Origin of the sequence: Shewanella sp. H8, from assembly GCF_040285065.1 — a bacterium.
GTDB classification, from domain to species: Bacteria; Pseudomonadota; Gammaproteobacteria; order Enterobacterales; family Shewanellaceae; genus Shewanella; species Shewanella polaris.
This window is the reverse complement of sequence record NZ_CP157213.1, coordinates 3,271,537-3,297,560: the sequence shown is the minus strand read 5'-3', so window position 1 is coordinate 3,297,560 and position 26,024 is coordinate 3,271,537. Positions and strand designations below refer to the sequence as shown.

Sequence of the window (26,024 nt, the reverse complement as noted above, 5' to 3'; positions counted from 1 at the left end):
TTTAATTGATGGCAGATACAAATATAGAAAAATTAGCAACAGAAGTGGGCAAATCAGTCGAGCGACTAATTGAGCAATTCTCAGAAGCAGGTATGAGCAAGAAGAAACTCGATACCGTTTCAGAAAATGAGAAGAAACAACTTCTTGATTATCTAAAAAAACAGCATGGTGCAGATACTGTACCGACTAAAATGACATTGCAGCGTAAAACTGTGTCAACATTAAGTGTTGCAAGCACTGACGGTCAGTCAAAAGACGTTAAAGTGGAAGTCCGTAAAAAGCGCACTTTCGTTAAACGTGATGATGCAGAGTTAGCAAAACAAGCTGAATTAGAAGCTCAAGCCAAGGCCAAAGCAGAAGCTCAAGCAAAAGCGGAAGCTGAAGCAAAAGCCAAAGTAGCGGCAGAAGCGAAAGCAACTGCAGAAGCGAAGAAAAAAGCGGAAGCCGAAGCCAAATTGAAATCAGAAAAAGTAAAAGCTGAGCCTAAAGTAGCCAAAGTTGCTGACCCAGAAACGGCAGCAGCAAAAGCAGAGGCCGAGCGTTTAAAAGCGACTCAAGAAGCTGTGTTAACTCAAAAGCAAAAAGATGAAGCTGCTAAAGCTGCTGAAGCTGCACGTTTACTTGCAGAAGTAAACTCAAAGCGTTGGGCTGAAGAAGAGCGTCAACGTTTAGAAGCTGAAAAAAATGGTGATCATCACATCACAACATCTAAAGTTGCTCGTGCAGCAGAAGACAGTTCAGATGCTGATGACGAAAAACGTGGTCGTCGTGCTCGCAATAAAAACGCCAATAAAAAACGTGGCGGAAAAGATGCTCGTGACGGACGCGAAAAGCACATGCGTAACCGCAGCACTGCACCAGAATCTATGGCGCATGGTTTTAATAAACCTGCAGCTGCTGTTAGTCGTGATGTGCGTATTGGTGAAACTGTAACCGTATCTGAATTGGCTCATTTAATGGCAATTAAAGCCACTGTGATCATCAAGCAAATGATGAAAATGGGCACTATGGTGACAATTAACCAAGTACTTGACCAAGAAACAGCGCAAATGGTTGCAGAAGAACTCGGTCATAAAGTGGTACTTATTCGTGAAAACGAACTTGAGCATCAAGTTCTTCAAGACCGAGATGACAACATTAAACTAGAATCACGCGCACCGGTTGTGACTATCATGGGTCACGTTGACCACGGTAAAACATCGTTACTCGATTATATTCGTCGTGCGAAAGTAGCATCTGGTGAAGCCGGTGGTATTACTCAGCATATTGGTGCATACCACGTTGAAACTGACAACGGCATGATCACTTTCCTTGATACTCCTGGTCACGCGGCGTTTACGTCAATGCGTGCTCGTGGTGCAAAGGCAACTGATATTGTTATTTTGGTTGTAGCTGCTGATGATGGTGTAATGCCACAAACGATTGAAGCGATTCAACATGCTAAAGCGGGTAATGTACCGTTAATTGTAGCTGTTAACAAAATGGATAAGCCAGATGCTGATCCTGAGCGTGTTAAGAGTGAGCTGTCTCAACATGGCATTATGTCAGACGATTGGGGCGGAGATAATATGTTTGTTCATGTATCAGCTAAAACTGGTATGGGCGTTGACGAACTATTAGAAGGCATCTTGCTTCAATCTGAAGTATTAGAACTTAAAGCTATACGTGATGGAATGGCAGCGGGTGTTGTTATTGAATCAAAACTTGATAAAGGTCGTGGCCCTGTGGCTACTGTCTTGGTTCAAGAAGGTACATTACGTCAAGGTGATATCGTTTTATGTGGTTTAGAGTACGGTAAAATTCGTGCGATGAATGACGAAAATGGTCAATCTATCACTGAAGCAGGTCCTTCTATCCCGGTAGAAATTTTAGGTCTTTCTGGTGTGCCGTTAGCTGGTGATGAAGCGACAGTTGTACGTGATGAACGTAAAGCCCGTGAAGTAGCATTGTATCGCCAAGGAAAATTCCGCGATATTAAATTAGCACGTCAGCAAAAGTCTAAGCTAGAAAACATGTTTGCCAACATGGAAGAAGGCGAAGTACAAGAACTGAATATCGTACTTAAAGCGGATGTTCAGGGTTCTCTTGAGGCAATTTGTGAATCATTAGCTAAACTGTCTACTGATGAAGTGAAAGTGAACATTATTGCTCGCGGTGTCGGTGCATTAACTGAAACTGATGCAACATTAGCTGCAGCTTCTAATGCTATTTTGGTCGGCTTCAATGTCCGTGCTGATGCACAGGCTCGTAAGACTATCGATTCAGAAAGTGTTGATTTACGTTATTACAGCATCATCTACAACTTAATTGATGAAGTACGTGCTGCAATGACAGGTATGTTAGCACCAGAATTTAGACAAGAAATTATCGGTCTTGCTGAAGTTCGTGATGTATTTAAGTCTCCTAAAATTGGCGCTATTGCTGGTTGTATGGTTACCGAAGGTATTGTTAAGCGTAGTGCACCAATTCGTGTTCTACGTGATAACGTGGTTATCTTCGAAGGTGAACTTGAGTCATTACGTCGCTTTAAAGACGATGCTCCAGAAGTCCGTAATGGGATGGAATGTGGTATTGGTGTGAAGAACTACAATGACGTTCGCGTAGGAGACCAAATTGAGGTCTTCGAAACAGTCGAAATAGCTCGCACCTTATAAGAACCAATGGAAGGGCGGCTTTAGCCGCCCTTTTTGATTGTAGACCTAACGATATGGCATATCATCATGGCAAAAGAATTTAGTCGTACACGTCGTATTGCACAACAGCTCCAGCAAGAACTTGCAATGGTGTTGCAGCGCGATATGAAAGATCCCCGCATTGGTTTTGTTACTGTAAACGATGTCGATGTTTCACGTGATTTAAGTTATGCAAAAGTTTATGTGACTTTCTTTGAAGAAGACACAGAACTTGTTCAACAAAAAATTGATGCGCTTACTGTTGCAGCGCCTTATATCCGTACTTTAGTTGCTGGCCGTATGAAATTACGTGTCATGCCTGAATTACGCTTTATTTACGATAGCTCACTAGTTGAAGGTATGCGTATGTCTAACCTAGTGACCCAAGTTATCAATAAAGATAAAGCCAAGCAGCAAGAGTTTAATCCAGAAGCATCTGATAGCAGCGAGTCTGCTGACGGTGAAAAGGAGCAAGATTAATGGCTCGTCGCCCTAAAGGTCGCTTCATCGACGGTATAGTGTTACTCGATAAAGATACTGGCATGAGCTCTAATTTTGCCCTGCAAAGAGTTAAGCGTTTTTTTAATGCCAATAAAGCCGGCCATACAGGTGCTTTAGATCCGTTAGCAACAGGTATGTTGCCTATTTGTCTCGGAGAAGCAACTAAGTTCTCTCAGCATTTATTAGATTCGGATAAGCGCTACCTAGTGACGGCTAAATTGGGTCAACGTACTGATACGAGTGATTCTGATGGGGAAATCGTGCAAACGCGTCCCGTTAATGTTACTCAAGCATTACTTGATGAAAAGCTCGCATTTTTTCGAGGAACCACTCAGCAAATACCTTCAATGTATTCGGCATTAAAATACCAAGGTCAACCTTTGTATAAATATGCTCGTGAGGGGATTGAAGTTCCACGTGAGTCGCGACCTATTACTGTATTTGAGCTTAATTTTATTAAGCTTGAAGGTGATGAATTAACCCTAGACATTCATTGTTCTAAAGGGACTTACATACGTACCATTATTGATGATTTAGGTGAAATGCTTGGCTGTGGAGCACATGTTATTATGTTGCGACGTACTCAAGTTGCCGAATATCCGTATGAAAAAATGGTAACGTTAGCGCAATTAGAAGCGTTAGTTGAGCAATCCCATAGACAAGATGTTGCGCCTCAGACATTGATGGATCCATTATTATTACCAATGGATACAGCTGTGGCTAAATTTGCTGAAATTAACTTGCCAGACGAGATGTTATATTACGTTATGCAAGGACAAGCAATCCAAGCTGCGGGACTTAAGCCTGAAGAATTAGTGCGTATTACTATTGGTGATTCACATCGATTTGTTGGTATGGGCATCATGAATGATGATGGTCTATTAGCACCTAAACGGTTGATTGTAATTCACGATAATGATCCTGCAGAGTAGTCAGACGGCTTTAACGTTGGCTTTTAACAATAAAAAACGAATTTAGATTGCGGTTAACTATCAATGTGGTTAAAATACTGCGCTCGCTCTGGCTGAGTTAGTGATCGGCTAGAGATACATTTACTTTTTTTGGAGATACACATGTCACTAAGTGCTGAAGCAAAAGCGAAAATTTTGGCTGATTTTGGTCGCTGCGAAAACGATACAGGTTCAACTGAAGTTCAAGTAGCTTTGTTAACTGCTCAAATTAACCACCTTCAAGGTCACTTTAAAGAGCACATCCATGATCACCACTCACGTCGTGGTCTATTACGTATGGTAAGTGCACGCCGTAAGCTTTCTGCTTACTTAAAGCGTACTGACGTAGCACGTTATACTGCTATGATCCAGAAGTTAGGTTTACGTCGTTAATTCGATATTCGGCTTACTTTTGTAAGCAGATTAGACCATAAAAAAGGAGGCTATTGCCTCCTTTTTTATTGTCCAAAATAAACAATATTTACTTTGGATAATCATACTCACTATAGTTGCAGCGCTGAACTTCAATATCTAAAATAATAGTGTTTATGCTTGAGGTGTTAGCAATGAGTATTTCATTACCATTTTTGTGGTGATGAGCCACACGTGTAGTACTGGTGTACACGTAAATAATCATTGTAGACATTCAGTATACAGGCAAGCGTCGTCACTTAATTATATGATGTCACGTTTATACAATCCCTACACATGAATGATCTTAGCGGTATTACAGGCTATATATTTTTCTTCAAATTCTTCTATGGGTAACGGCTCACTGAAATAAAAACCTTGGCCTATTTCACATTGATTTTCTCTGAGCCATTCAAGCTGTTGTATATTCTCGATACCTTCAGCAACAATCGTCAAGTCAAGCTGGCGACCAAGCATTAAAATAGTCGATGCAATAGCGCTATCCTGTGGAAGATCACTCACAAATGCTCGATCAATTTTCATGGTGGTAATTGGCAGGTGACGTAAATAAGACAATGATGAATATCCAGTACCAAAGTCATCCACCGCAATCCCAAAACCGGCAGATTTGAGCAGTTCTAATTTTGTTATAGCTTGCTCAATATCATTCATTAGCGATGTTTCAGTAATTTCGATTTCAAGCAATTCTGGCCGGATTTGGTAACGAATTGCCAATTGTTTAATATCAGGAACTAAACTGGCATCAGCAAATTGTTGTGAGGCCACATTGACGGCAATAGGAATTTCATAATTGTATTTACGTTGCCATTCTCGAATCACTTTACAAGTTTGTTCAATGACCCAACGACCAATAGGGATGATTATCCCTGTTTCTTCTGCCACGGGAATAAATGACATAGGGCTAATCAAGCGTCCGTCTTTTTGCCAGCGAATTAACGCTTCACAGCCAACAACTTTATCTGTTTTTAGATCAAATTTAGGTTGAAAATACAATAAGAACTCATTGTTCTTTAGTGCATCATGTAAAGAGGCTTCTGTACGTAATCTAACCGCAGCGCGCTCAGTCATTTGTTGTTTGAAAAACGCCCATTGATTTGAGCCAGCAGCTTTAGCGCTGTACATCGCGATATCTGCATGACGAATTAAATCTTCTGCCGTGATACCATCTTCTGGATAAATAGAGATACCGATAGATGCCGCTGGATGAATGGCGTGCTCATTAAGTTGAATTGGGGTGTTTAATTGAATAAGCAACTTGTCAACAAAGTCTGCTGCTTGTGAAGGTGTTTGAATCTCATCGGCTAAAATCACAAACTCATCGCCACCTAAACGAGCCACACTACCTTGCTCACCAACCACTCTTTCTAAAATACGGGCAATACGTGCCAGGAATTGATCACCGATAGCATGACCTAATGAGTCATTGACGTTTTTAAACCGGTCTAAATCAATAAAGAGTAAAGCGAAATTCCGTTTATGAACTCGAGAACGTTGAATGGTTACATTCAACGTTTCTAATAATAAAGCCCGATTAGGCAAACCAGTCAATGGGTCTCGGGTTGCCATTTTTCGGAGTTTGTTTTGGGTTTGGCTAAATTGCAGCAAAATCTGATTAAACTTACTTGTCACAAGTCCTAATTCATCATCCTTATGCGCTTTAGACATGGGCAATAGATTTTCATCAGGATAATCTGGGTCAATTTTATCGATAGCTTCACTAATACGAGCAATAGGTTGAGTGAGAAAACGATGAAACACCACCGTTAATACTAAAGTGAGCAACAATGCTCGAGCCAATGTGGCAATGAGTCCAAGTTGGAGTTGATTAAACAGTTTGTTGGTGAGTTTTTGCGTGTCGTAGAATATGGTAAGTGTGCCGATTAGCTGTTGTTGCTTATTACCTTCAAAATAGAACGGGCGATATAACGGGCGCGAAATTTCTTTCAGATCACCAAAAAGACGGTTGCTGATGGAAACATAACTATTTGATAATTCATTTAACTCATTTGCCGAAGAAACAAATAATGAACCGTCATCAAGTTCAATGACAGCCGAGCCAACATTATCGACTTTGATAATGCCCTCTAGAGTTTGACTGGCAAGTTTATCGTCTAAAGACCACACTGCATTGGTGGTGGTTTGTTCAACAGAATTCAGTAGTTCTTGCTGTGCAGCTGTCAGTTGTTGTTTAGTCGTGATGACGACTAGTGCTATTTCGACAATAAAAATGGCAATTGCAAAAAATAAAGCAGTAAAAACAACTAAGTTTGTCTGTTTCCATGTTAGGGACTTAAAATTGGTCATTATGTATTATTCCATGTCACATAAGTGACTATTTTTACGTTAATTTTGTAACATCTTAAAATGCTAAAACTACAAAATATGTAGACCCAATATGAAAATCAATTCTATTGTGGTTGTTCAATATATAAACCCGACAGAAATTGATATTATTGCTCATAACTTTAGTCAAGTTCCTCTGTCTTGTCATCAATAATCAGTGCAATAAGTCAACCTTAAGTCACTTAATAGACATAAACAGAGGTTTTTCGTGCCACATTGAGTTTTCAATACGGTGTGCTCATCTAGGAATGTGATTATTTTTATGATTTTCACATTCTACCACTCGCGTCTATTTAACTATTCGAGCTAATTGAAGTATACTCGTACGCGTAATTAAAGGTCATTAAATTAAGGAATGGGTCACGTGAATCCAATTGTAAAGAGTTTTGAGTATGGTCAACATACAGTCACCTTAGAAACAGGTGTTATTGCACGTCAAGCAGATGCTGCAGTTTTAGCAAGCATGGGCGATACCACAGTATTAGTTACTGTAGTGGGTAAAAAAGTAGCGGATCTAAGCCGTGGTTTTTTCCCTCTAACGGTTAATTATCAAGAAAAAACCTATGCTGCAGGTAAAATCCCTGGTGGTTTCTTCAAGCGTGAAGGTCGTCCTTCAGAAGATGAAACTCTGATTGCACGTCTAATTGACCGTCCTATTCGTCCTTTATTCCCTAACGGTTTTAAAAACGAAGTTCAAGTTATCATCACTGTAGTTTCAGTTGACCCACAAATCGAACCAGATATTGTTTCAATGATTGGTACTTCTGCGGCACTTGCTATCTCTGGTATCCCCTTCAGTGGCCCACTTGGCGCTGCTCGTGTTGGTTACATCGACGGTGAATATTTACTGAACCCAACTGTTGATCAGCTTGCTACAAGTTCACTTAACTTAGTGGTAGCGGGTACTAAAGGTGCTGTACTTATGGTTGAATCTGAAGCTAAAGCGCTTGCAGAAGAAATCATGTTAGGTGCTGTAACTTACGGCCATGATCAACAACAAGTCGTTGTTGATGCCATTGCTGAGTTCAAGGCTGAAGCCGGCAAACCAATGTGGGAATGGACTGCACCAGTTCAAGATCCTGTATTAGTTGCCAAAATTAAAGAACTTGCTGAAGTAGGCATGACAGAAGCTTATCAAATTGAAGTTAAGCAAGACCGTTATGTACAAGTCGGTATTGTTAAAGACGCAGCTAAAGCAGCATTAGTTGCTGAAAATCCAGAAGTTGATACTCGAGAAGTAGACAACTTACTTGGTAGCTTAGAGAAAAGTGTTGTACGTGGACGTATTATTAATGGTAAGCCACGTATCGATGGTCGTGAGCCAGACATGATCCGCGCATTAAGTGTTTTAGCTGGTGTACTTCCACGTACACACGGTAGTTCATTATTTACTCGTGGTGAAACTCAAGCTCTAGTAACCTGTACTTTAGGTACTGAACGTGATGCTCAGAAAATTGATAGCATTATGGGCGAACGTACTAATCGCTTTATGCTTCACTATAACTTCCCTCCGTATTCTGTTGGTGAAACAGGTATGGTTGGCTCACCTAAGCGCCGCGAAATCGGTCATGGTAAGTTAGCATGGCGTGGTATGAATGCTGTTATGCCTTCAGCTGAAGAATTTCCATACAGCATTCGTGTTGTATCTGAAATTACTGAATCTAACGGTTCAAGCTCAATGGCTTCTGTATGTGGTACTTCATTAGCATTAATGGATGCAGGTGTACCAATTAAGTCGTCGGTTGCAGGTATTGCAATGGGACTAGTTAAAGAAGGTGACGATTTCGTTGTACTTTCTGACATCCTAGGCGATGAAGATCACTTAGGTGATATGGACTTTAAAGTAGCGGGTACTCGTGACGGTATTACTGCATTGCAGATGGATATTAAGATCGAAGGCATTACTAAAGAGATTATGGATATCGCGTTGCAGCAAGCTTATGGTGCACGTGTTCATATCTTAAACGTAATGGATCAAGCTATTGGTTCACATCGTGATGATATTTCTGCCCATGCTCCACGTATTACGACTATCAAGATTAATCCAGAAAAAATCCGTGATGTCATTGGTAAAGGCGGTGCGGTAATTCGCGCGCTAACCGAAGAAACTGGCACTACGATTGAGTTAGATGATAATGGTACTGTTAAGATTGCATCTTCAAATGGTGAAGCAACTAAAGAAGCTATCCGTCGTATTGAAGAAATCACTGCTGAAGTTGAAGTGGGTCGTATCTATAACGGTAAAGTTATCCGTATCGTTGATTTCGGTGCCTTCGTTAACATTCTTCCAGGTAAAGATGGTTTAGTACACATCTCACAAATCAGTGACGAACGTGTAGCAAATGTATCTGACCATTTAGAAATGAACCAAGAAGTTGCTGTTAAGGTAATGGAAGTGGATCGTCAAGGTCGTGTAAGATTATCAATTAAAGAAGCTCAAGCAAAAGAAACTGCTGAGTAATTTAATCGTTAAATCTTAGTTATACTAAAAAAAGGAGATCATTTGATCTCCTTTTTTTTATCTATCGAAAAATAATCTGTAATGTCCATGGCTCTTAGATTGCCAGATTGCTATGATGTTGAATATTAATAGAACCTGATAAGGTAAAGCGGATGGAATGTAAACTACGCACCACAATCGTTGCCGTTGTTGTCGGTGCAAGTATGTTATTGTCAGGGTGTGCTGCAACGTTAGGTTCAAAAGATGATATTGCAGGACAGATGATTGTCGCGCCAGTGATGCCAGATTATAAATTGGAATTGACCTTGGCAAAGCTGAATGAAATTTTGGCTACTATGGAGTTAACTGACGAACAACGCGCACGTTTTCATTATGACCGTGGGGTTATATATGACAGTGTTGGTTTGCGTTTGCTCGGTCGAATTGATTTCCATCAAGCTATAAAATTACAACCAGACTTAGCCGATGCTTATAATTTTTTAGGTATTTATTATACCCAAGAAGGTGAGTTTGAGAGTGCTTATGAAGCATTCGATGGTGTATTAGAATTGTCACCAAGTTATGACTACGCCTACTTAAATAGAGGAATTGCTTTATATTATGGCGAACGTTACGAGTTAGCCGTTAATGATATGAAAGCATTTTATGAGCAAGATCCTAGTGATGGTTACCGTGTTCTTTGGCTTTATTTAATGGCTTCCTCTATAGATAAAAATAGCGCTTTAATTAATTTAACTGAACAGCGAAAGCAATTAAGAAATGAAGCTTGGTCCAGTGTATTGGTCGATTTTTACATGGGAAAAGTCAGTCAAGAACAAGTGTTTGTTGCAGCTAAACTCGGTTTGTCTCAACCTAAAGAATACGCAGAACGTTTATGTGAAGCATATTTTTACTTAGCTAAACATGCTGCGGAAAAGGGGCAATATCAGCAAGCTGCTAATTTTTACCGTTTAACGTTAGCCACCAATATCTATGATTTTGTTGAACATCGTTATGCGAGAATTGAATTAGCTAAAATGCAAAATATGATTCAACAATCTACCGAATTATCAGCGAAGCACTAAAAAACACTTTGCCTAGCCAATTCTGTCGATAGGCGCTATAATTTGCGCCTTTTTTAGCGGCTAGTGCAAGGTTAACATGTCAGGCAATAAAGTTGAGGTCGACAAGCGTCGTACTTTCGCCATCATTTCGCACCCCGATGCGGGTAAAACCACCATCACCGAAAAAGTACTTTTATTCGGAAACGCCTTACAAAAGGCCGGTACGGTAAAAGGTAAAAAGTCTGGTCAACATGCTAAATCTGATTGGATGGAAATGGAAAAAGATCGTGGTATTTCGATTACCACCTCTGTGATGCAATTCCCTTACGGTGGTGCGCTTATCAATTTACTTGATACGCCTGGTCACGAAGATTTTTCGGAAGATACCTACCGTACACTAACCGCAGTAGATTCATGTTTAATGGTTATTGACTCGGCTAAAGGTGTTGAAGATCGTACTATTAAGCTTATGGAAGTAACGCGCTTACGTGATACACCCATAGTGACATTTATGAACAAATGTGACCGCGATATTCGCGATCCCATTGAATTGATGGATGAAGTTGAAGACATCTTAAAAATAGCTTGTGCACCTATTACCTGGCCAATAGGTTCAGGTAAGGAATTTAAAGGTGTGTACCATATTTTGCGAGATGAAATCATTTTATACCAGAGCGGTATGGGTCATACCATCCAAGAAGAACGCATTATTAAAGGATTACATAATCCTGAATTAGATAAAGTCCTTGGATCATACGCCACTGAAATACGTGATGAAATGGAGCTGGTTGCTGGCGCTTCAAATGAATTCAATCAAGAAGCTTTTCTAAAAGGTGAGCTTACGCCAGTATATTTCGGTACAGCCTTAGGTAACTTCGGTGTGGACCATATTTTGGATGGTATTGTTGAATGGGCCCCAAAACCATTGCCTCGTGAAAGTGATGTCCGCAGAGTCACTCCTGATGAAGAGAAATTCTCAGGTTTTATCTTCAAAATTCAAGCTAACATGGATCCTAAACACCGAGATCGGGTTGCCTTTATGCGCATCTGCTCTGGTGTATATGAACAAGGCATGAAAATGCATCATGTTCGTATTGGTAAAGATGTAAATGTCAGTGACGCGTTAACCTTTATGGCAGGGGATCGTAGCCGTGCTGAAGCTGCTTATCCTGGTGATATTATTGGCTTACACAATCACGGCACTATGCGAATTGGTGATACATTTACTCAAGGTGAAAAACTGCGCTTTACTGGTGTGCCTAACTTCGCGCCTGAAATGTTCCGCCGTATTCGTTTAAAAGATCCTCTTAAGCAAAAGCAGTTACTAAAAGGCTTGGTTCAGCTAGCAGAAGAAGGTGCAGTACAAGTCTTCAGACCTGTGGATTCTAATGATTTAATTGTTGGTGCTGTTGGTGTACTTCAGTTTGAAGTGGTTGTTGGGCGCTTAAAAAGTGAATATAACGTAGAAGCCATTTACGAAGGTATCAGTGTCAGTACCGCTCGTTGGGTCTATTGCAAAGATGAACGTAAATTAGAAGAGTTTCGTCGTAAATGCAGTCAACAGTTAGCCCTAGATGGCGGCAATAATTTAACCTATATTGCCCCTACAATGGTCAATCTCAACTTATCAATGGAACGTTATCCTGATATTGAGTTTACCAAAACACGCGAACACTAATTGTTAAGATAGTTTTTGCAGATATGTTAAAAAGGTGGCTTTGCCGCCTTTTTTATTGATGTTTTTTTGGGATTATTAAGATGAATAAAGCTATTCTTAAATTATTTTGTGTAACTAATTGATAGACATGCGTTTTTTGTGTGGTGGTATGGGGTTAATACTAGAAAATCAACATTGTTGTTTGCCAATAGTGAACAAACATGAAAATAATATTGTAATATCAATAACCACATTACAACCAACCATCGATACTAATGTTGGCGATAGTATAAAAAGGCAATTTTATGATTGATACTCATGCTCACCTCGACATGGCTGCGTTCGATGATGATAGAGCACAGGTGTTTGATGCAATGCATCATCAAGGCATTACCTCCGCTATTATACCTGGAGTATCGGTTCAACAATGGCAAAAGCAAATCCAAATAGCACAGCAATATGACTGTTATTTTTCACTTGGTATTCACCCTTGGTATGTACCAGAGGATATTGATGCCACCATTATTCAGCTTGATACCATGTTACAGAAATATAGGGGGGACAAGCGTTTAGTCGCGGTAGGGGAGTGTGGGCTAGATAAATTGCATCATTGGTCGGATAAACAATTAACGTTACTTGAACAACAATTGTTGCTTGCAAAAACTTATCGATTGCCGGTTATTTTACATGCAGTTAAAGCCCATCAAGAGCTTTTAGCTATATTAGGGAAAATGAAGCTAGACCGAAGCGGGGTCGTGCACGGATTTTATGGTAACAATGACATTGCCAAACGATATATTGACCTAGGTTTTAAACTGGGCATAGGGGCTTTAATACTCAATCCAAATGCAACAAAACTTCGCCAAACAGTAACAAATTTACCCTTAGAACACTTCTTAATAGAAACCGATTCACCTAGTATGCCTCCTTTCGACCATCCCAAAACGCGTAATACTCCTCTTATATTAAGTAGAATTGTGTCCGAAATCGCATTTTTAAAGAAAAAAGAAATTGTCTGTATATTAGAACAGTTGAATAAAAATGCTGTGCAACTATTTGAGCTTTAGTCTTTTTTATTGAAACGAAAACATCAATTTGTTATTTAATTTGCTAAGAGATTGAAATTAAACTTTAAAAGCTTGATCAAAACAACGCTTTTCGTTTCATGCTCAGTTATAATCGTCAACGGAAATTAGGTGAGTTAACAACATTCAAAAAAACTGTTAACAAAAGGGTGATGATTAATGGATATAGTAATGAGTTTAGTAGGGGTGGTCACCTTACTATTGATAGGTTTTGCACTATCAAATAATAGAAAAGCAATTAATGTACGTACAGTCGGTGGTGCTTTAGCAATTCAAGCATTCTTCGCTGGTTTCGTATTATATGTTCCAATCGGTAAAGATATACTGAAAGGTGTTTCAGACGCAGTATCAAGTGTGATTAGTTATGCACAAGCAGGTACTAGCTTCTTATTTGGTGATTTGGCTAACTTTAAAGTTGGTTTCATTTTCGCCATCAACGTATTACCTGTCATTATATTCTTCTCTTCTCTAATTGCAGTGCTTTACTATTTAGGCATTATGCAGTGGATCATCCGTATTATCGGTGGTGGACTACAAAAAGCATTAGGCACTAGTCGTACAGAATCTATGTCAGCTACAGCGAATATCTTCGTTGGTCAAACTGAAGCACCATTAGTAGTACGTCCGTTTATTGCGACAATGACTCAGTCTGAGCTATTTGCCATCATGGTTGGTGGTTTAGCGTCAATCGCTGGTTCTGTATTAGCGGGTTACGCGCAAATGGGTGTTCCAATTGCATACTTAGTGGCTGCGTCATTCATGGCGGCACCAGGTGGTCTATTAATGGCTAAACTGATGCACCCAGAAACAGAAGCCTCTATCAATGAAATGGATGAATTACCAGATGATCCTGATAAGCCTGCAAACGTATTAGACGCTGCTGCTTCAGGTGCTGCATCAGGTATGCACCTTGCATTAAACGTTGGTGCTATGTTGATCGCATTCGTTGGTTTAATCGCAATGATCAACGGTATCATCGGTGGTGTAACAGGTTGGTTTGGTTTAGAGGGTATTACTCTTGAACTTATCCTAGGTTATATCTTCATGCCTTTAGCATTCTTAATCGGTGTACCTTGGAATGAATCGTTAGTTGCGGGTTCTTTCATCGGTCAAAAGATTGTTGTTAACGAATTTGTTGCTTACTTAAACTTCGCTCCGTATCTACTAGATGCATCTGCTGAAGGTTTCAAAGTAGTAGCAGAAACTGGCATTATGATGTCAGACCGTACTAAAGCGATTATATCTTTCGCATTGTGTGGATTCGCTAACTTATCTTCTATTGCAATCTTACTTGGTGGTTTAGGTGCTATGGCTCCTGCACGTCGCCATGACCTTGCAAAATTAGGTATCCGTGCTGTTATCGCTGGTTCATTAGCTAACTTAATGAGTGCGACATTAGCCGGTTTATTCTTAGCTATCTAAGAAGAAGTCCTTGGGGGAAACCCCAAAAAGCTGGGTCTTTATATCAATAATAAATTAGAGACCCAGTTTTTTAAGAAAGTTGTTATTGATTTTTGTGTTAATCCACCGTTTCCCAATATGAAGTTATGCCGTTTTATTGATTGTAAAAAAGGATGCTTTAAATCCTCTTGTCAAAGGTGAAATGTCAAATTGTTAACAATGTGTAGACAAAAAGTCGCGACATTGTTCACATAAAAGAATTTTGTATTCGTTTTTTATTGATTAAATATTGAGATTTATATCAGTAACGGTAAAATGCGAATGACTAAAAAGAAGTGCTATCCACGAAGATAGTTAAATAATATACATGGGGTTGATGATGAAAAAATTAAATACTTTAGTATTGGCAAGTACTGTTGCTCTAGCCGGTTCTGCATTTACTGCTTCTGCTGCTGAACAAACTGGTGACATTCACGCTAATGATTACAAGTGGATGCAGTTTAACATTATGTATGCAATAGATGAGCATCCAATTGCAAACGAAGATGAAGCTACTCATAACTATTTAGAAATGGAGTTTGGCGGTCGTTCTGGTTTTGTTGACCTATATGGTTATGTTGATGTGTTCAACTTAGGCAACAGTGATTCAGGCGATAAAGCTGACGGCGCGAGCAAAATGTTCATGAAGTTAGCGCCTCGTTTCTCACTTGATGCGATTACTGGTACCGATTTATCTTTCGGCCCAGTTCAGGAAGTGTATTTATCTACTCTATTTAACTGGGGTGGTGGCGCTATCAATACAGAAGGCAATGGTGGCGGCGATGTTAACATGTCTTTTTGGGGTGTTGGTGCGGATGTAATGGTTCCATGGTTAGGTAAAACTGGCATGAACCTTTATGGTGCTTATGACATTAGCCGTAAAGATTGGAATGGTTACCAATTCTCAGCTAACTGGTTCAAGCCATTTGTATTCTTCGAAGATAAGAGCTTCTTATCTTTCCAAGGTTATGTTGATTATCAGTTCGACATGGATGAAGAATATTCAGGTATGAACACTGATGGCGACTATAACAACACAGAACACGGTGGTGCTGTATTCTTCGGCCTTTACTACCATACAGATCGTTTCGCACTAGGTTATGGTGGTAAGTACTTCTACCATTCTTATGGCTTGAACGATAATGCATTTAAAAATGATACTTTTGGTTTCGGTGGTTTAGACACTACTGGTTGGACTCACTTCCTCACTGCAACTTACAAAATCTAATTGTTAATGAGTTAGTTATATTGGGGCCGCAGATTGTGGCTCCAAATTTTAAAGCAAAAATTAAATAAACATCTAAATCTTTATCTAAAATTATGTGAATATATCGTGGTTTTATATAAAGGTTTGTACTCTACAAAGTTTTATTTTTACGCGCTAAAATGGATTTTTCGCGGAATAGTTAAAACAAATATCTTTGTTTTACCTTTTCCGGTCTTCAAGGATTCAAGTCGTGGTACTCGTTATCAGATTGAATACCTAGGTTAGTAAATATCACCTAGATTTACTGGCAGTACTGAAGGCCCGGCCATAATTTAATCATATGCCTGTTCAATAGTATTGCCTGAAAAAATTTATCGACTTTGATTTTTCGTTTCGGAGAGCAATTATGACTGATTTAAAAAAAGCGGCACTACGCGGTATTTCATTAATGGATTTAACCACATTGAATGATGATGATACAGAACAAAAAGTGATTGATTTGTGCCATAAAGCCAAGTCTCCTGCTGGCAATACCGCTGCTATATGTATATATCCTCGCTTTATTCCTATCGCACGTAAAACACTTAATGAGCTTGATTGTGAAGACATTAAAATTGCTACAGTGACTAACTTTCCTCATGGTAATGATGATATTGCCATTGCCGTGTTAGAAACCCGTGCTGCTGTTGCCTATGGTGCCGATGAAGTGGATGTTGTGTTTCCTTACAGAGCGTTAATGGCTGGTAATGAGACGGTTGGCTTTGAATTGGTAAAAGCGTGTAAAGAAGAATGCGGTGAAGATGTCCTTTTAAAAGTGATTATCGAATCTGGCGAGTTGAAAGATCCTGCTTTAATTCGTAAAGCATCAGAAATAGCTATTGATGCAGGTGCTAATTTTATCAAAACATCAACCGGGAAAGTACCGGTTAATGCCACGATTGAAGCGGCTGAAATAATGCTAACTGTGATCAGTGAGAAAAATCGCCAAGTTGGTTTTAAACCAGCTGGTGGTGTACGTGATGCCGAACAAACTGCAGAGTTTTTAGACCTAGCCGAACGTATTTTAGGTGCTGATTGGGTCAGTCCGCAAACATTCCGTTTTGGTGCCTCTAGCCTATTAAACAGCTTACTGCATACCCTTGAAATGACTGAAGCGCCTAAATCGACTTCAGGCTACTAATTCGTATTATGCATTAACACTCATTTTGCATGACCGCTAATGGTCATGCAAAGCGTCATCATCTGATGACATTTAAGATATTAATGGCGATCCTCAAGGTGTTGGATTGCCTAAAGGGGACTCATATGTTTCTTGCTCAAGAGATTATTCGCAAAAAACGCAACGGCGATGCACTAAGTACGGCTGAAATTCAATTTTTTGTTGATGGTATTACTCATAATACGGTTTCTGAAGGTCAAATTGCTGCGTTCGGCATGGCCGTGTATTTCAAAGACATGAATATGGACGAACGTATAGCATTAACTATTGCGATGCGCGATTCCGGAACAGTATTAAATTGGGATTCACTCGGCCTTGATGGTCCTATTATTGATAAACATAGTACTGGCGGTGTGGGTGATGTTATCAGCTTAATGCTTGGCCCTATGGCTGCAGCTTGTGGTGGTTATGTACCGATGATTTCCGGGCGTGGTCTAGGTCATACTGGTGGTACACTAGATAAGTTTGATGCTATTCCTGGATATCAAACTGAGCCTTCAAGTGAATTGTTCCGCAAAGTTGTTAAAGACGCAGGTGTTGCCATTATTGGCCAAACTGGTGACTTAGTACCGGCAGACAAGCGTTTCTATTCCATTCGCGATAATACCGCCACTGTAGAATCTATTTCGTTAATTACCGCATCCATTTTATCTAAAAAGTTAGCTGCTGGACTTGATGCCCTTGTGATGGATGTAAAAGTAGGAAGTGGTGCATTTATGCCAACCTACGAAGCATCTGAAGAATTAGCTCGTAGTATTACTGCTGTCGCAAACGGTGCAGGCACAAAAACAACCGCGTTATTAACGGATATGAACCAAGTGTTGGCTTCATGTGCAGGTAATGCTGTAGAAGTTCGTGAAGCGATTAACTTTTTAACTGGTCAATATCGTAATCCGCGTTTATATGCTGTCACCATGGGATTATGTGCAGAAATGCTCATTTTAGGTGGTATTGCACAAAATGAAGCAGAAGCACGTAATAAGTTAAATGCTGTACTCGATAATGGTAAGGCCGCTGAAGCGTTCGCTAAAATGGTTGCTGGCTTAGGTGGCCCAACCGATTTCGTTGAGGCATATGATAAATACTTACCTCAAGCGAAGATTATACGTCCAGTTTATTCGAACATATCTGGTTTTGCTTATAAAATGGATACACGCGAACTTGGTTTATCTGTTGTTACCTTAGGTGGCGGACGTCGTAAACCTGGTGATGTATTGGATTACAGTGTTGGATTAACTCAAGTGTGTTCATTGGGTCAGGAAGTTAATAAAGATGTCCCGTTAGCGATGATCCATGCTCAATCTGAAGATGCTTTTGCAGAAGCCGCAGCAGCTGTTCAGCAAGCGATTGTTATTGGCGATAGTGCGCCTGAGAAGACGCCTGAAATATATCGTTATATTCGCGCTTCAGATTTATAAAGGGAAAACATGATGAAACGAACTTTTATTTTAATGCTCGACTCTTTTGGTGTCGGTGCAGCCACCGATGCAGATAAGTTTGGTGATGTCGGTTCTGATACTTTCGGCCACATTGCGCAGGCGTGTGCGGAAGGTAAAGCGGATATTGGCCGACAAGGGCCTTTAAAATTACCTAATCTTGCTCGATTAGGTTTAGGTCACGCAGGCTTTGAAAGTACGGGTCAATTTGCTGCTGGTTTTGGTGATAATGTTGAGCTTATTGGTGCTTATGGTCATGCTGATGAATTAAGCTCTGGCAAAGATACACCAAGTGGTCATTGGGAAATGGCTGGTGTACCCGTTTTATATGAATGGGGATATTTCAGCGATTTAACCAATTCATTTCCTAAAGAATTAACCGATAAAATCCTAAAACGCGCCGGATTAGACGGCTTCTTAGGTAACAGCCATGCTTCAGGCACTAAAATTCTTGAAGAATTAGGCGAAGAGCACATGAAAACAGGCAAGCCTATTTTTTACACTTCTGCCGATTCGGTATTTCAAATAGCTTGTCATGAAGAATCATTTGGCCTAGAAAATCTATACAATTTATGCAAAATCGCTCGTGAAGAGTTAGAGCCTTATAATATTGGCCGTGTTATTGCGCGCCCGTTTGTAGGGACTGGAGCGATAGATTTTGCGCGTACAGGCAATCGTCATGATTACGCGGTATTACCGCCAGCACCAACAGTGCTCGATAAAATGAAAGATGCTGGTGGTGAAGTGGTGAGTATTGGTAAAATTGCCGATATTTATGCTCATAGTGGTATTACTCAAAAGTTTAAAGCCACGGGTCTTGAAGAGCTATTTGATGAAACCTTAGTGCAAATTAAGCGTGCGGGTGATAACACTATTGTATTTACTAACTTTGTTGATTTTGACTCACATTATGGTCATCGTCGTGACACCGCTGGTTATGCTAAAGCTCTTGAATATTTTGATTCTCGTTTACCTGAGTTATTTGCGGCTTTAGAGCCAGATGACCTTGTTTTATTTACAGCAGATCATGGTTGTGATCCTACCTGGGTGGGTACTGAGCATACTCGTGAACGCGTACCAGTTTTAGCTTATGGTGCAGGTTTACCCGCGGGTTCATTAGGTCGCCGTAAGTCTTTTGCTGATATTGGTCAGTCTATTGCGAGTTATTTTAAGTTAGAACCAATGAATTATGGTGAATCTTTTATTAATTAGTCACATTTTCAAACGACGGTTCTATATAAAGTTTAATGCCTTTGCTAAACTGCAAACATGATTAAGTAAAATAAAATAGAAACATAGGGGTTATAACATGGCTACACCACATATTAATGCTGTTGAAGGTGCTTTTGGCGACACTGTACTTTTCCCAGGCGATCCATTACGTGCAAAATACATTGCAGAAACATTTCTAGAAAATGTTGAGCAAGTAACAGATGTTCGTAACATGCTTGGTTTTACTGGTACTTATAAAGGTAAGCGTATTTCGGTTATGGGTTCAGGTATGGGAATTCCATCTTGTTCAATTTATGCTCATGAATTAATCAAAGATTATGGCGTTAAAAACCTAATCCGTGTTGGTACTTGTGGTGCTATTAGCACTGATGTAAAAGTGCGTGACGTGATTATTGGTATGGGTGCATGTACAGACTCACGCGTGAATCGTTTACGTTTTAAAGATAACGATTTTGCTGCTATTGCTGATTACAGCTTATTAAGCGCAGTCGTTGATTCAGCTAAAAAACATGGAACGAAGATCCGTGTTGGTAACGTTTTTTCTGCTGATTTATTCTACACTCCAGATCCTCAAATGTTTGATGTGATGGAAAAGATGGGTGTTTTAGGCGTCGAAATGGAAGCTGCTGGCTTGTATGGTGTTGCACATGAGTTAGGTGCAAAAGCCTTGTGTGTCGTGACTGTATCTGACCATATTCGTACTGGTGAAAAAACCACTTCTGATGAGCGTCAAACCACATTCAGCGACATGATAGTTATGACTTTAGATGCAGCATTAACACTGTAATTTAAACGTTAATTATAAAAATGGGCACTCATTGAGTGCCCATTTTTTATATTATTTTTTGCTATCTGTATCTATATCTGTTGCAGAGGAAGGAGTAAATGACCTCTTTTTGGTCTTTTTATGTAATTTGAGTCGTGTTTTTCGACGATCAAAATCTGCTCGTTTAAATGATAATGCGCGAGAGAGTAATAAACCAATAAAGCCAGCTACAACCAACATCATCTGTTGTAATTGCATATTTTGTTCATACAACACTTTTATTTCATCAAAAAATATATCCAGATTTAAACGTACTTCCACGTAACCTAAATTATTATTATCTTGAATCACGTTTTCAATTAATGGAGGATACGGTTTTAACAAACCTTTTAATGTTTCTGAATCTGCTTCTAAGTTTTCATATGACACACTTTGCGCAAAAGCCAATCTGACACCTTGCGAATTATAGATATTCACCGACATCACTTTAGGATCCGCTGCTAGTGCAGATGCTAACCATTGAAGTTGTTCATCATTTTGCAAAAACATTGCTGGTGCAGCACCATTAGCAGCTTGTTGTGCTAACAGTCGAGCCATCACTTTTGTCTGTGAATTTAATAATTTCTGGCCATTACGTAAACTCGATTGCCACAATTGTATTAGACCTAATATCAGTACTATTGCTACAATGATTTGCACAATTCTGCTGACTTTTTGTCTTTTTTTAAGGCCTTTAATAAAAATCACTTTAATCCTCAGTGTTTTTTCTATTTAATTAGAAACTGTATTTTTGGGCATTTTTGTGGGCAGCCCTTCTGTAGTTATCTAATTACAGAGAATCATCAAAAAGCTATATTAATCGAAAAATTTGTCAGTAGATAGTCGTAACATACTAAGAGGCCGTATTGATGCTTAAACAAGATGATAATGTTTTACTAAATTGGTTATTTTCAGGTAGTTGTGAGACATATCAACATCTAAGCTGTGTGTTATATCGTTATCGAGAGTCAGATTATTTGAATAATTTGCAAGCTCATTTATCGTACCGTTGTCGAGTGATTTTTAGTGTTGAATGCTCAACTGAAATTGAGTCTTGGTTATCCTCTATTCCAACGAATGCCCATATTGCAAAGCTTGACAGGCAGAATGATTTATTAGGTTTTGAATTGGCGGCCCAAGTAGCGAATGATCAATGGATAGCGTCATTCCCAACGAATATAGCTGCTGAAATTGTGCTTGTTCAACAACCTTTAGCTCGCCTCAATCAACCGGGGTTATTGGTGATGGATATGGATTCCACAGCGATTGAAATCGAATGTATTGACGAACTTGCCTTCATGGCTGGTGTTGGTGAAGAAGTTGCCGCCGTTACAGCAAGTGCAATGCGTGGTGAACTAGACTTTGAACAATCTTTAAGACAACGTGTCAGCAAGCTTGCTGGAGCCGATGCGGCGATTATTCAGCAATTATGCGATACCTTACCCTTAATGTCTGGTCTTGAAGCGATGTTAGCCGAATTAAAAACGCATCAATGGAAGTTAGTAGTCGCTTCCGGTGGCTTTACACCATTTGTGGACCATTTAAAGACATTATTGAATTTAGACGCCGCGTTTGCCAATGAACTGGTTATTGTTGATGGTAAGCTCAGCGGTGAAGTGACCGGTGATGTCGTGGATGCTCAATACAAAGCTAACGTAGTGAATCAGTGTGCTGAACAATGGTCTATTGCATCAGGCCAACGAGTGGCAATTGGTGATGGTGCCAATGACATTGCGATGATCCAGGCCGCTGATTTAGGATTGGCATTTCATGCTAAGCCTAAATTAATTGCCGCCGCAGATGCTTCAATACAACATGTCGATTTACGCGCCTTGGTTTTTTGCTTACAGCTATAAAGACAGTATCAATGCTTATAAAGCACGTTAAATATAGAATAGTTACTCTATTCTAGTTGTAATTCATGGCAGTAATGTTAGTTTTAGATTTATTATTACTAATATAACTGCCTATTTTGACTAAAGATATCTTCCAAGACTCTCTCTATATTCCATACCGTGATGGTTCATTACATCTTCGGCATATTCGTCCTACGACATTAACACCTCTGGGGATCCCCATTTTGATGTTGCATGGTGCTATGTCAAATGGGAGGGTATTTTACAGCGACACAGGGCGCGGTCTAGGGTGTTTTTTGGCTAAGGCTGGTTTTGATGTTTATGTTATGGATACCGCAGGGCGTGGCTTGAGTAAGCCTGTTATTGATCGTCATTTTTCTTTGGGTCAAGGTGAAGTCATTCGTGAACAATTGCCTTTAGTACAACATTTTATTACCAAGCGTCACCCTTTGGTGAATAAAGTACATTGGTGTGCACATTCATGGGGAGGGGTATTAATGGCCAGCAGTTTGGCTCGTTATACTCATTTACAATCCAGTGTTGCATCACTATTAACTTTTGGCTCTAAACGCACTATCAAGGTGAAGTCATTTAAGAAATGGTTAATGGTAGATTTTTTCTGGAATCGTTTTGCGCCATTGTATATAGCCAAACAAGGCTACTTTGATGCCAGTCGGCTTCGTGTCGGTATGGACAATGAAAGCCGTGCATCTTTATTGCAAACCATTGATTGGGTTAAGGGGGATTGGATTGATCATGACGATCATTTTCACTATGCCCAAGCTGCAACAAAAGCACTATGGCCACCGGCTTGGTTCATTGCGGGGGAAAATGATCATGTTTTAGGCAATCCATCAGATGTACGCGATATGATCGATGAATGTGGTTTTACCCAGATTAAGTACACATTGCTCGCTAAAGAAAAGGGTAATTTAATGGATTATAATCACGCAGGTATGTTGACAGAACGACAGGCAGAGCAAGATCATTTTGTACAAATTAAACAATGGTATTTGGGCCTAGCAGAGCATTGATTAGGTTAGCGTCATGACACTTGGAAAGCGAAATTCAACTTCTGCGGTAATATCGAGTAACTCACCAGAGCCAATGACTTTCCATAACTGCTCTTCCAATTGCTTAGCTCGATGATTTGCATGAATATGAATATACTCTAGCTCGCGTCGAATATAACTCATATCGGGCTTGTCAGTTGCTCCTACATACACTCTTAATGCCATAAAACGACCCGCTTTTTTACTTTGAGTAATAAATTCAATTTGTTGTTCTCTATTAATCAGTTCAGATTTAAGTTTACATTGAATTTGCACTGCGCCTCTAGGGTGACGTGTGAGTTGAATAAATACTTCAAAAAAGGTCATATCTTGCGTGGGTTTCATCAGTTTAAGCGGGTCTACAATTTGCTGTTTTAATACATTGTTCTTTAACAGTGGCATTAAGTTGTATTGCAGTAATTTATCACTATCCTGAGCAAATAAATGACTAATTTCATCGGACGTAGTACCAATACCTATATATGCCATTTTTGCCGTTTTGGCTGTTTTTTCAATAAAATAGGGTACACCGGGTAATTGACGCATTAACAGATTTTTCATCCCGTCAGCCAGTTCTTTCTTTTGGCCTTCGTTATCAGATAATTGTTCGAGTTTTTGTTTATTGTGGGCAATGAGTTTATTTAAAAACGTTACACCTTCATGTGGTGAGTGACCAATAATGGCACTGACATGTAAAATCAGCCCATTCATTCGGCTGCGTATTAATTGGTATGGTAAATTTGATAAATTCGTTGTATTCGCTGCGGCCTGAAGTCTTGGAAATGATAATGTTATGGCACCCGGTTCATCAAAGTTAGCGGTCTTTTCTAACATAATTTGTAAACCACGACTTGAAATATCATGAGTGATACCCGATGTCTGTTTATCACCTTGCTGGATGGTAATTAAGGTTTTAAAAGAGAATCGGGCTTCATGGCGCCGTTCACTAAATGGCATTGAAACCTTTTTGATGTTTTGTTGCTTGATCTTAGTTTGCGCAAAAACCTTTAAAGCATTGACATCGGATTGCTCAAACCAGCATTGATAGTCCTTACGAGCTTCCTCGTTAGTTAAATCAATAAGTTGTAAAATATGACTAAATTGAGCTAATTGTTGTTCTGTGAGGGCTGCATAACGAGCATCATCTCCGGGGAGGGTCGATGTTTTGTAGCTTTTACTGTGATCGATTACTTGAGTGATCACTTTAAACACTCGCCAACTGGCTTTTTTAGAAGCAAAACCGAAAAATAAATGGATATTTTTAGTGGATTTAAGTTCCGCTAAGGTAGCAGAATAAAAATGTAGCTTACCGTTGGCATGATAAGTAAAACTAAATAAATAACTATGGTCATTGTTTTCGGCTTGATTAATCAGTTGAGTTAACCGACTCGTATTAAGAAGGCTTGGGAGTTGGCTAATTTCATTTTCATCTTGAAAATAATGCTGGATAGATTGGTTACTTCGACTCAGCAATTCATAAGTTATCTGTGGTTTATTATTAACCGAAGAAACAAACAAGGGTAAATGCGTCAATAAAGGCAGGTAATGACGCTCATAACCTAATCCCGTCGCGGTAACGATGACATCATTAACATCCACTTTATAGCGGAATTTATGCCCGCGGATTAACTGCGATAACAAGCTATCTAACGCCCCTCCGCCGCCGAGCCTTTTTAGTCTAAAGATGGCACTGTCATCTTTGTTTTGAATATCAACTATTTGATAGTCAACACCTTGCTGTAAATCATCCAAATAATATTCATCACTGAGTTCAAGCAGTTTTACGCGCAACGGTTTGTCTTGGTCAAAGCCATGTTTCAATGGCAACTTAATGCGAGCTCCGCCGACGGATAAATCTAGCGTAACACCATTATCTTCAGCTAGCCCTTGCTGAGAAACCATGATTCGAATGCTATAATTCATTCGTTCTTCACTACGATTAAAGTAGCTCCCGAGCACGACTCCAGGCACCAGAAATTGATTTTCTTGGTTAGTATCTTCGTCAGAGACTTTTTCTCTCAGTCTAAGGCGACGCCGCTTATGCAGTTTAATAACATGCTCATATACGCCTAGTGTGTAATTATTGCGATATAATGGCAGTATTTGTAATAAAGACTCTTTTGCTGGTGCATCTAGGAAATGTTTTTGATTAGCAATGACTATTTCTTCGCAAGGTAATTCAGTTTTGTCGCGTAAATCAATCAGTCGTGTGCATAAAGATGAGATTCGGTTTAGCTCCATTTTCAGTAGAAAACGGGTAGAATTTGATTCGTCAGCGGTTAACTGTTCAAAAATATCCTGAAAGTCAGGTTCCATGATCAGAGACTTTAGTTGTTCAATTAATGCACTGTGGTTTTCTAAGCTCATTATTATGTCGTTTCAAATACTTATTGTAAGTCTGGCTGATAATGTTATCGGCAAGAAAGTGCTAATCTGTATTGTAATATACATTTCTGCGATCTTGGTAAACTATGGCGAAATGATATGCTATGAATTGTCATATTACTCAGATTAACACGCGGTGTTATGGATAACGCGTTATTGATTTAGCACTGGCTTTACTGCGCGCTATTTATCACTCATTTATAGTTGTTCTGTATGGAGTGTGAACAAGATTTTAACCATTGGCAAG

General features: G+C 39.6%; 19 protein-coding genes. 16 read left to right on the top strand and 3 right to left on the bottom strand.

Annotation, left to right across the window (positions count from 1 at the left end; translation table 11 throughout):
- Nucleotides 1-8 precede the first annotated feature (8 nt).
- From infB to rpsO, 4 genes are all read left to right on the top strand, one after another.
- Nucleotides 9-2,654: a translation initiation factor IF-2 gene (infB, locus tag ABIS04_RS14245; protein ID WP_140234878.1), complete on the top strand. Its 2,646-nt coding sequence runs from the start codon at nucleotides 9-11 to the stop codon at nucleotides 2,652-2,654.
- Nucleotides 2,655-2,720: 66 nt separating this feature from the next.
- A complete protein-coding gene (gene rbfA / locus ABIS04_RS14240; protein ID WP_350431475.1) occupies nucleotides 2,721-3,152 on the top strand; it encodes a 30S ribosome-binding factor RbfA in 432 nt (143 codons plus the stop codon).
- Nucleotides 3,152-4,105, top strand: a complete 954-nt coding sequence (gene truB / locus ABIS04_RS14235; protein ID WP_350431474.1) for a tRNA pseudouridine(55) synthase TruB — start codon at nucleotides 3,152-3,154, stop codon at nucleotides 4,103-4,105. Before rbfA ends, truB begins: the two co-directional genes overlap by 1 nt.
- A 141-nt stretch (nucleotides 4,106-4,246) precedes the next feature.
- Entirely contained in the window at nucleotides 4,247-4,516 is a 270-nt protein-coding gene (gene rpsO / locus ABIS04_RS14230) for a 30S ribosomal protein S15 (RefSeq protein ID WP_137226257.1), read from the top strand.
- A 309-nt stretch (nucleotides 4,517-4,825) separates the two neighbouring features.
- Here the strand turns inward: rpsO and ABIS04_RS14225 are convergent, their stop codons facing one another.
- The gene (locus ABIS04_RS14225; protein WP_137226259.1) at nucleotides 4,826-6,859 is read right to left on the bottom strand and encodes a bifunctional diguanylate cyclase/phosphodiesterase; all 2,034 of its coding nucleotides are present in this window, start codon (nucleotides 6,857-6,859) and stop codon (nucleotides 4,826-4,828) included.
- A gap of 403 nt (nucleotides 6,860-7,262) precedes the next feature.
- Here ABIS04_RS14225 and pnp point away from each other — a divergent pair, with 403 nt between their 5' ends.
- The 10 genes from pnp (at nucleotide 7,263) to deoD (ending at nucleotide 20,466) form a co-directional block, all read left to right on the top strand.
- Entirely contained in the window at nucleotides 7,263-9,359 is a 2,097-nt protein-coding gene (pnp, locus tag ABIS04_RS14220) for a polyribonucleotide nucleotidyltransferase (protein ID WP_350431473.1), read from the top strand.
- A gap of 152 nt (nucleotides 9,360-9,511) precedes the next feature.
- Nucleotides 9,512-10,423, top strand: coding sequence for a lipoprotein NlpI (gene nlpI / locus ABIS04_RS14215; RefSeq protein ID WP_350431472.1), 912 nt, complete (start codon nucleotides 9,512-9,514; stop codon nucleotides 10,421-10,423).
- A 76-nt stretch (nucleotides 10,424-10,499) separates the two neighbouring features.
- Nucleotides 10,500-12,080 (top strand): peptide chain release factor 3, encoded by a 1,581-nt coding sequence (gene prfC, locus ABIS04_RS14210; protein WP_137226265.1) that lies wholly within the window; start codon nucleotides 10,500-10,502, stop codon nucleotides 12,078-12,080.
- Nucleotides 12,081-12,364: 284 nt separating this feature from the next.
- Nucleotides 12,365-13,126 carry a TatD family hydrolase gene (locus ABIS04_RS14205; protein ID WP_140234874.1) on the top strand — a complete coding sequence of 254 codons (762 nt, stop codon included), beginning with the start codon at nucleotides 12,365-12,367 and terminating at the stop codon, nucleotides 13,124-13,126.
- A gap of 177 nt (nucleotides 13,127-13,303) precedes the next feature.
- Nucleotides 13,304-14,566 carry a NupC/NupG family nucleoside CNT transporter gene (locus ABIS04_RS14200; RefSeq protein ID WP_140234873.1) on the top strand — a complete coding sequence of 421 codons (1,263 nt, stop codon included), beginning with the start codon at nucleotides 13,304-13,306 and terminating at the stop codon, nucleotides 14,564-14,566.
- 358 nt (nucleotides 14,567-14,924) lie between these two features.
- Complete coding sequence (locus tag ABIS04_RS14195) at nucleotides 14,925-15,812, top strand: outer membrane protein OmpK (RefSeq protein ID WP_350433444.1); 888 nt, start codon at nucleotides 14,925-14,927, stop codon at nucleotides 15,810-15,812.
- A gap of 385 nt (nucleotides 15,813-16,197) precedes the next feature.
- Entirely contained in the window at nucleotides 16,198-16,971 is a 774-nt protein-coding gene (deoC, locus tag ABIS04_RS14190) for a deoxyribose-phosphate aldolase (protein WP_140234872.1), read from the top strand.
- A gap of 125 nt (nucleotides 16,972-17,096) precedes the next feature.
- Nucleotides 17,097-18,428, top strand: a complete 1,332-nt coding sequence (gene deoA / locus ABIS04_RS14185; RefSeq protein WP_350431471.1) for a thymidine phosphorylase — start codon at nucleotides 17,097-17,099, stop codon at nucleotides 18,426-18,428.
- A 12-nt stretch (nucleotides 18,429-18,440) separates the two neighbouring features.
- Nucleotides 18,441-19,658: a phosphopentomutase gene (locus tag ABIS04_RS14180; protein ID WP_350433443.1), complete on the top strand. Its 1,218-nt coding sequence runs from the start codon at nucleotides 18,441-18,443 to the stop codon at nucleotides 19,656-19,658.
- Between the two features lie 97 nt (nucleotides 19,659-19,755).
- A complete protein-coding gene (gene deoD, locus ABIS04_RS14175) occupies nucleotides 19,756-20,466 on the top strand; it encodes a purine-nucleoside phosphorylase (protein ID WP_140234870.1) in 711 nt (236 codons plus the stop codon).
- 51 nt (nucleotides 20,467-20,517) lie between these two features.
- On the opposite strand, the gene ABIS04_RS14170 is transcribed toward deoD, so the two are convergent.
- A complete protein-coding gene (locus tag ABIS04_RS14170; protein WP_140234869.1) occupies nucleotides 20,518-21,192 on the bottom strand; it encodes an AhpA/YtjB family protein in 675 nt (224 codons plus the stop codon).
- Between the two features lie 161 nt (nucleotides 21,193-21,353).
- On the opposite strand from ABIS04_RS14170, the gene serB reads away from it, so the two are divergent.
- Complete coding sequence (gene serB / locus ABIS04_RS14165; RefSeq protein WP_140234868.1) at nucleotides 21,354-22,340, top strand: phosphoserine phosphatase SerB; 987 nt, start codon at nucleotides 21,354-21,356, stop codon at nucleotides 22,338-22,340.
- A 116-nt stretch (nucleotides 22,341-22,456) separates the two neighbouring features.
- The gene (locus ABIS04_RS14160; protein ID WP_350431470.1) at nucleotides 22,457-23,374 is read left to right on the top strand and encodes an alpha/beta fold hydrolase; all 918 of its coding nucleotides are present in this window, start codon (nucleotides 22,457-22,459) and stop codon (nucleotides 23,372-23,374) included.
- Here the strand turns inward: ABIS04_RS14160 and ABIS04_RS14155 are convergent, their stop codons facing one another.
- A complete protein-coding gene (locus tag ABIS04_RS14155; RefSeq protein WP_350431469.1) occupies nucleotides 23,375-25,759 on the bottom strand; it encodes a PilZ domain-containing protein in 2,385 nt (794 codons plus the stop codon).
- Between the last annotated feature and the right edge of the window lie 265 nt (nucleotides 25,760-26,024).

What these genes read in the sequence shown, in the direction of transcription:
- infB (WP_140234878.1), top strand. Translation starts at nt 9, where the DNA reads ATGGCAGATACAAATATAGAAAAATTAGCAACAGAAGTGGGCAAATCA.
- rbfA (WP_350431475.1), top strand. Translation starts at nt 2,721, where the DNA reads ATGGCAAAAGAATTTAGTCGTACACGTCGTATTGCACAACAGCTCCAG.
- truB (WP_350431474.1), top strand. Translation starts at nt 3,152, where the DNA reads ATGGCTCGTCGCCCTAAAGGTCGCTTCATCGACGGTATAGTGTTACTC.
- rpsO (WP_137226257.1), top strand. Translation starts at nt 4,247, where the DNA reads ATGTCACTAAGTGCTGAAGCAAAAGCGAAAATTTTGGCTGATTTTGGT.
- ABIS04_RS14225 (WP_137226259.1), bottom strand. Translation starts at nt 6,859, where the DNA reads ATGACCAATTTTAAGTCCCTAACATGGAAACAGACAAACTTAGTTGTT.
- nlpI (WP_350431472.1), top strand. Translation starts at nt 9,512, where the DNA reads ATGGAATGTAAACTACGCACCACAATCGTTGCCGTTGTTGTCGGTGCA.
- prfC (WP_137226265.1), top strand. Translation starts at nt 10,500, where the DNA reads ATGTCAGGCAATAAAGTTGAGGTCGACAAGCGTCGTACTTTCGCCATC.
- ABIS04_RS14205 (WP_140234874.1), top strand. Translation starts at nt 12,365, where the DNA reads ATGATTGATACTCATGCTCACCTCGACATGGCTGCGTTCGATGATGAT.
- ABIS04_RS14200 (WP_140234873.1), top strand. Translation starts at nt 13,304, where the DNA reads ATGGATATAGTAATGAGTTTAGTAGGGGTGGTCACCTTACTATTGATA.
- ABIS04_RS14195 (WP_350433444.1), top strand. Translation starts at nt 14,925, where the DNA reads ATGAAAAAATTAAATACTTTAGTATTGGCAAGTACTGTTGCTCTAGCC.
- deoC (WP_140234872.1), top strand. Translation starts at nt 16,198, where the DNA reads ATGACTGATTTAAAAAAAGCGGCACTACGCGGTATTTCATTAATGGAT.
- deoA (WP_350431471.1), top strand. Translation starts at nt 17,097, where the DNA reads ATGTTTCTTGCTCAAGAGATTATTCGCAAAAAACGCAACGGCGATGCA.
- ABIS04_RS14180 (WP_350433443.1), top strand. Translation starts at nt 18,441, where the DNA reads ATGAAACGAACTTTTATTTTAATGCTCGACTCTTTTGGTGTCGGTGCA.
- deoD (WP_140234870.1), top strand. Translation starts at nt 19,756, where the DNA reads ATGGCTACACCACATATTAATGCTGTTGAAGGTGCTTTTGGCGACACT.
- serB (WP_140234868.1), top strand. Translation starts at nt 21,354, where the DNA reads ATGCTTAAACAAGATGATAATGTTTTACTAAATTGGTTATTTTCAGGT.
- ABIS04_RS14155 (WP_350431469.1), bottom strand. Translation starts at nt 25,759, where the DNA reads ATGAGCTTAGAAAACCACAGTGCATTAATTGAACAACTAAAGTCTCTG.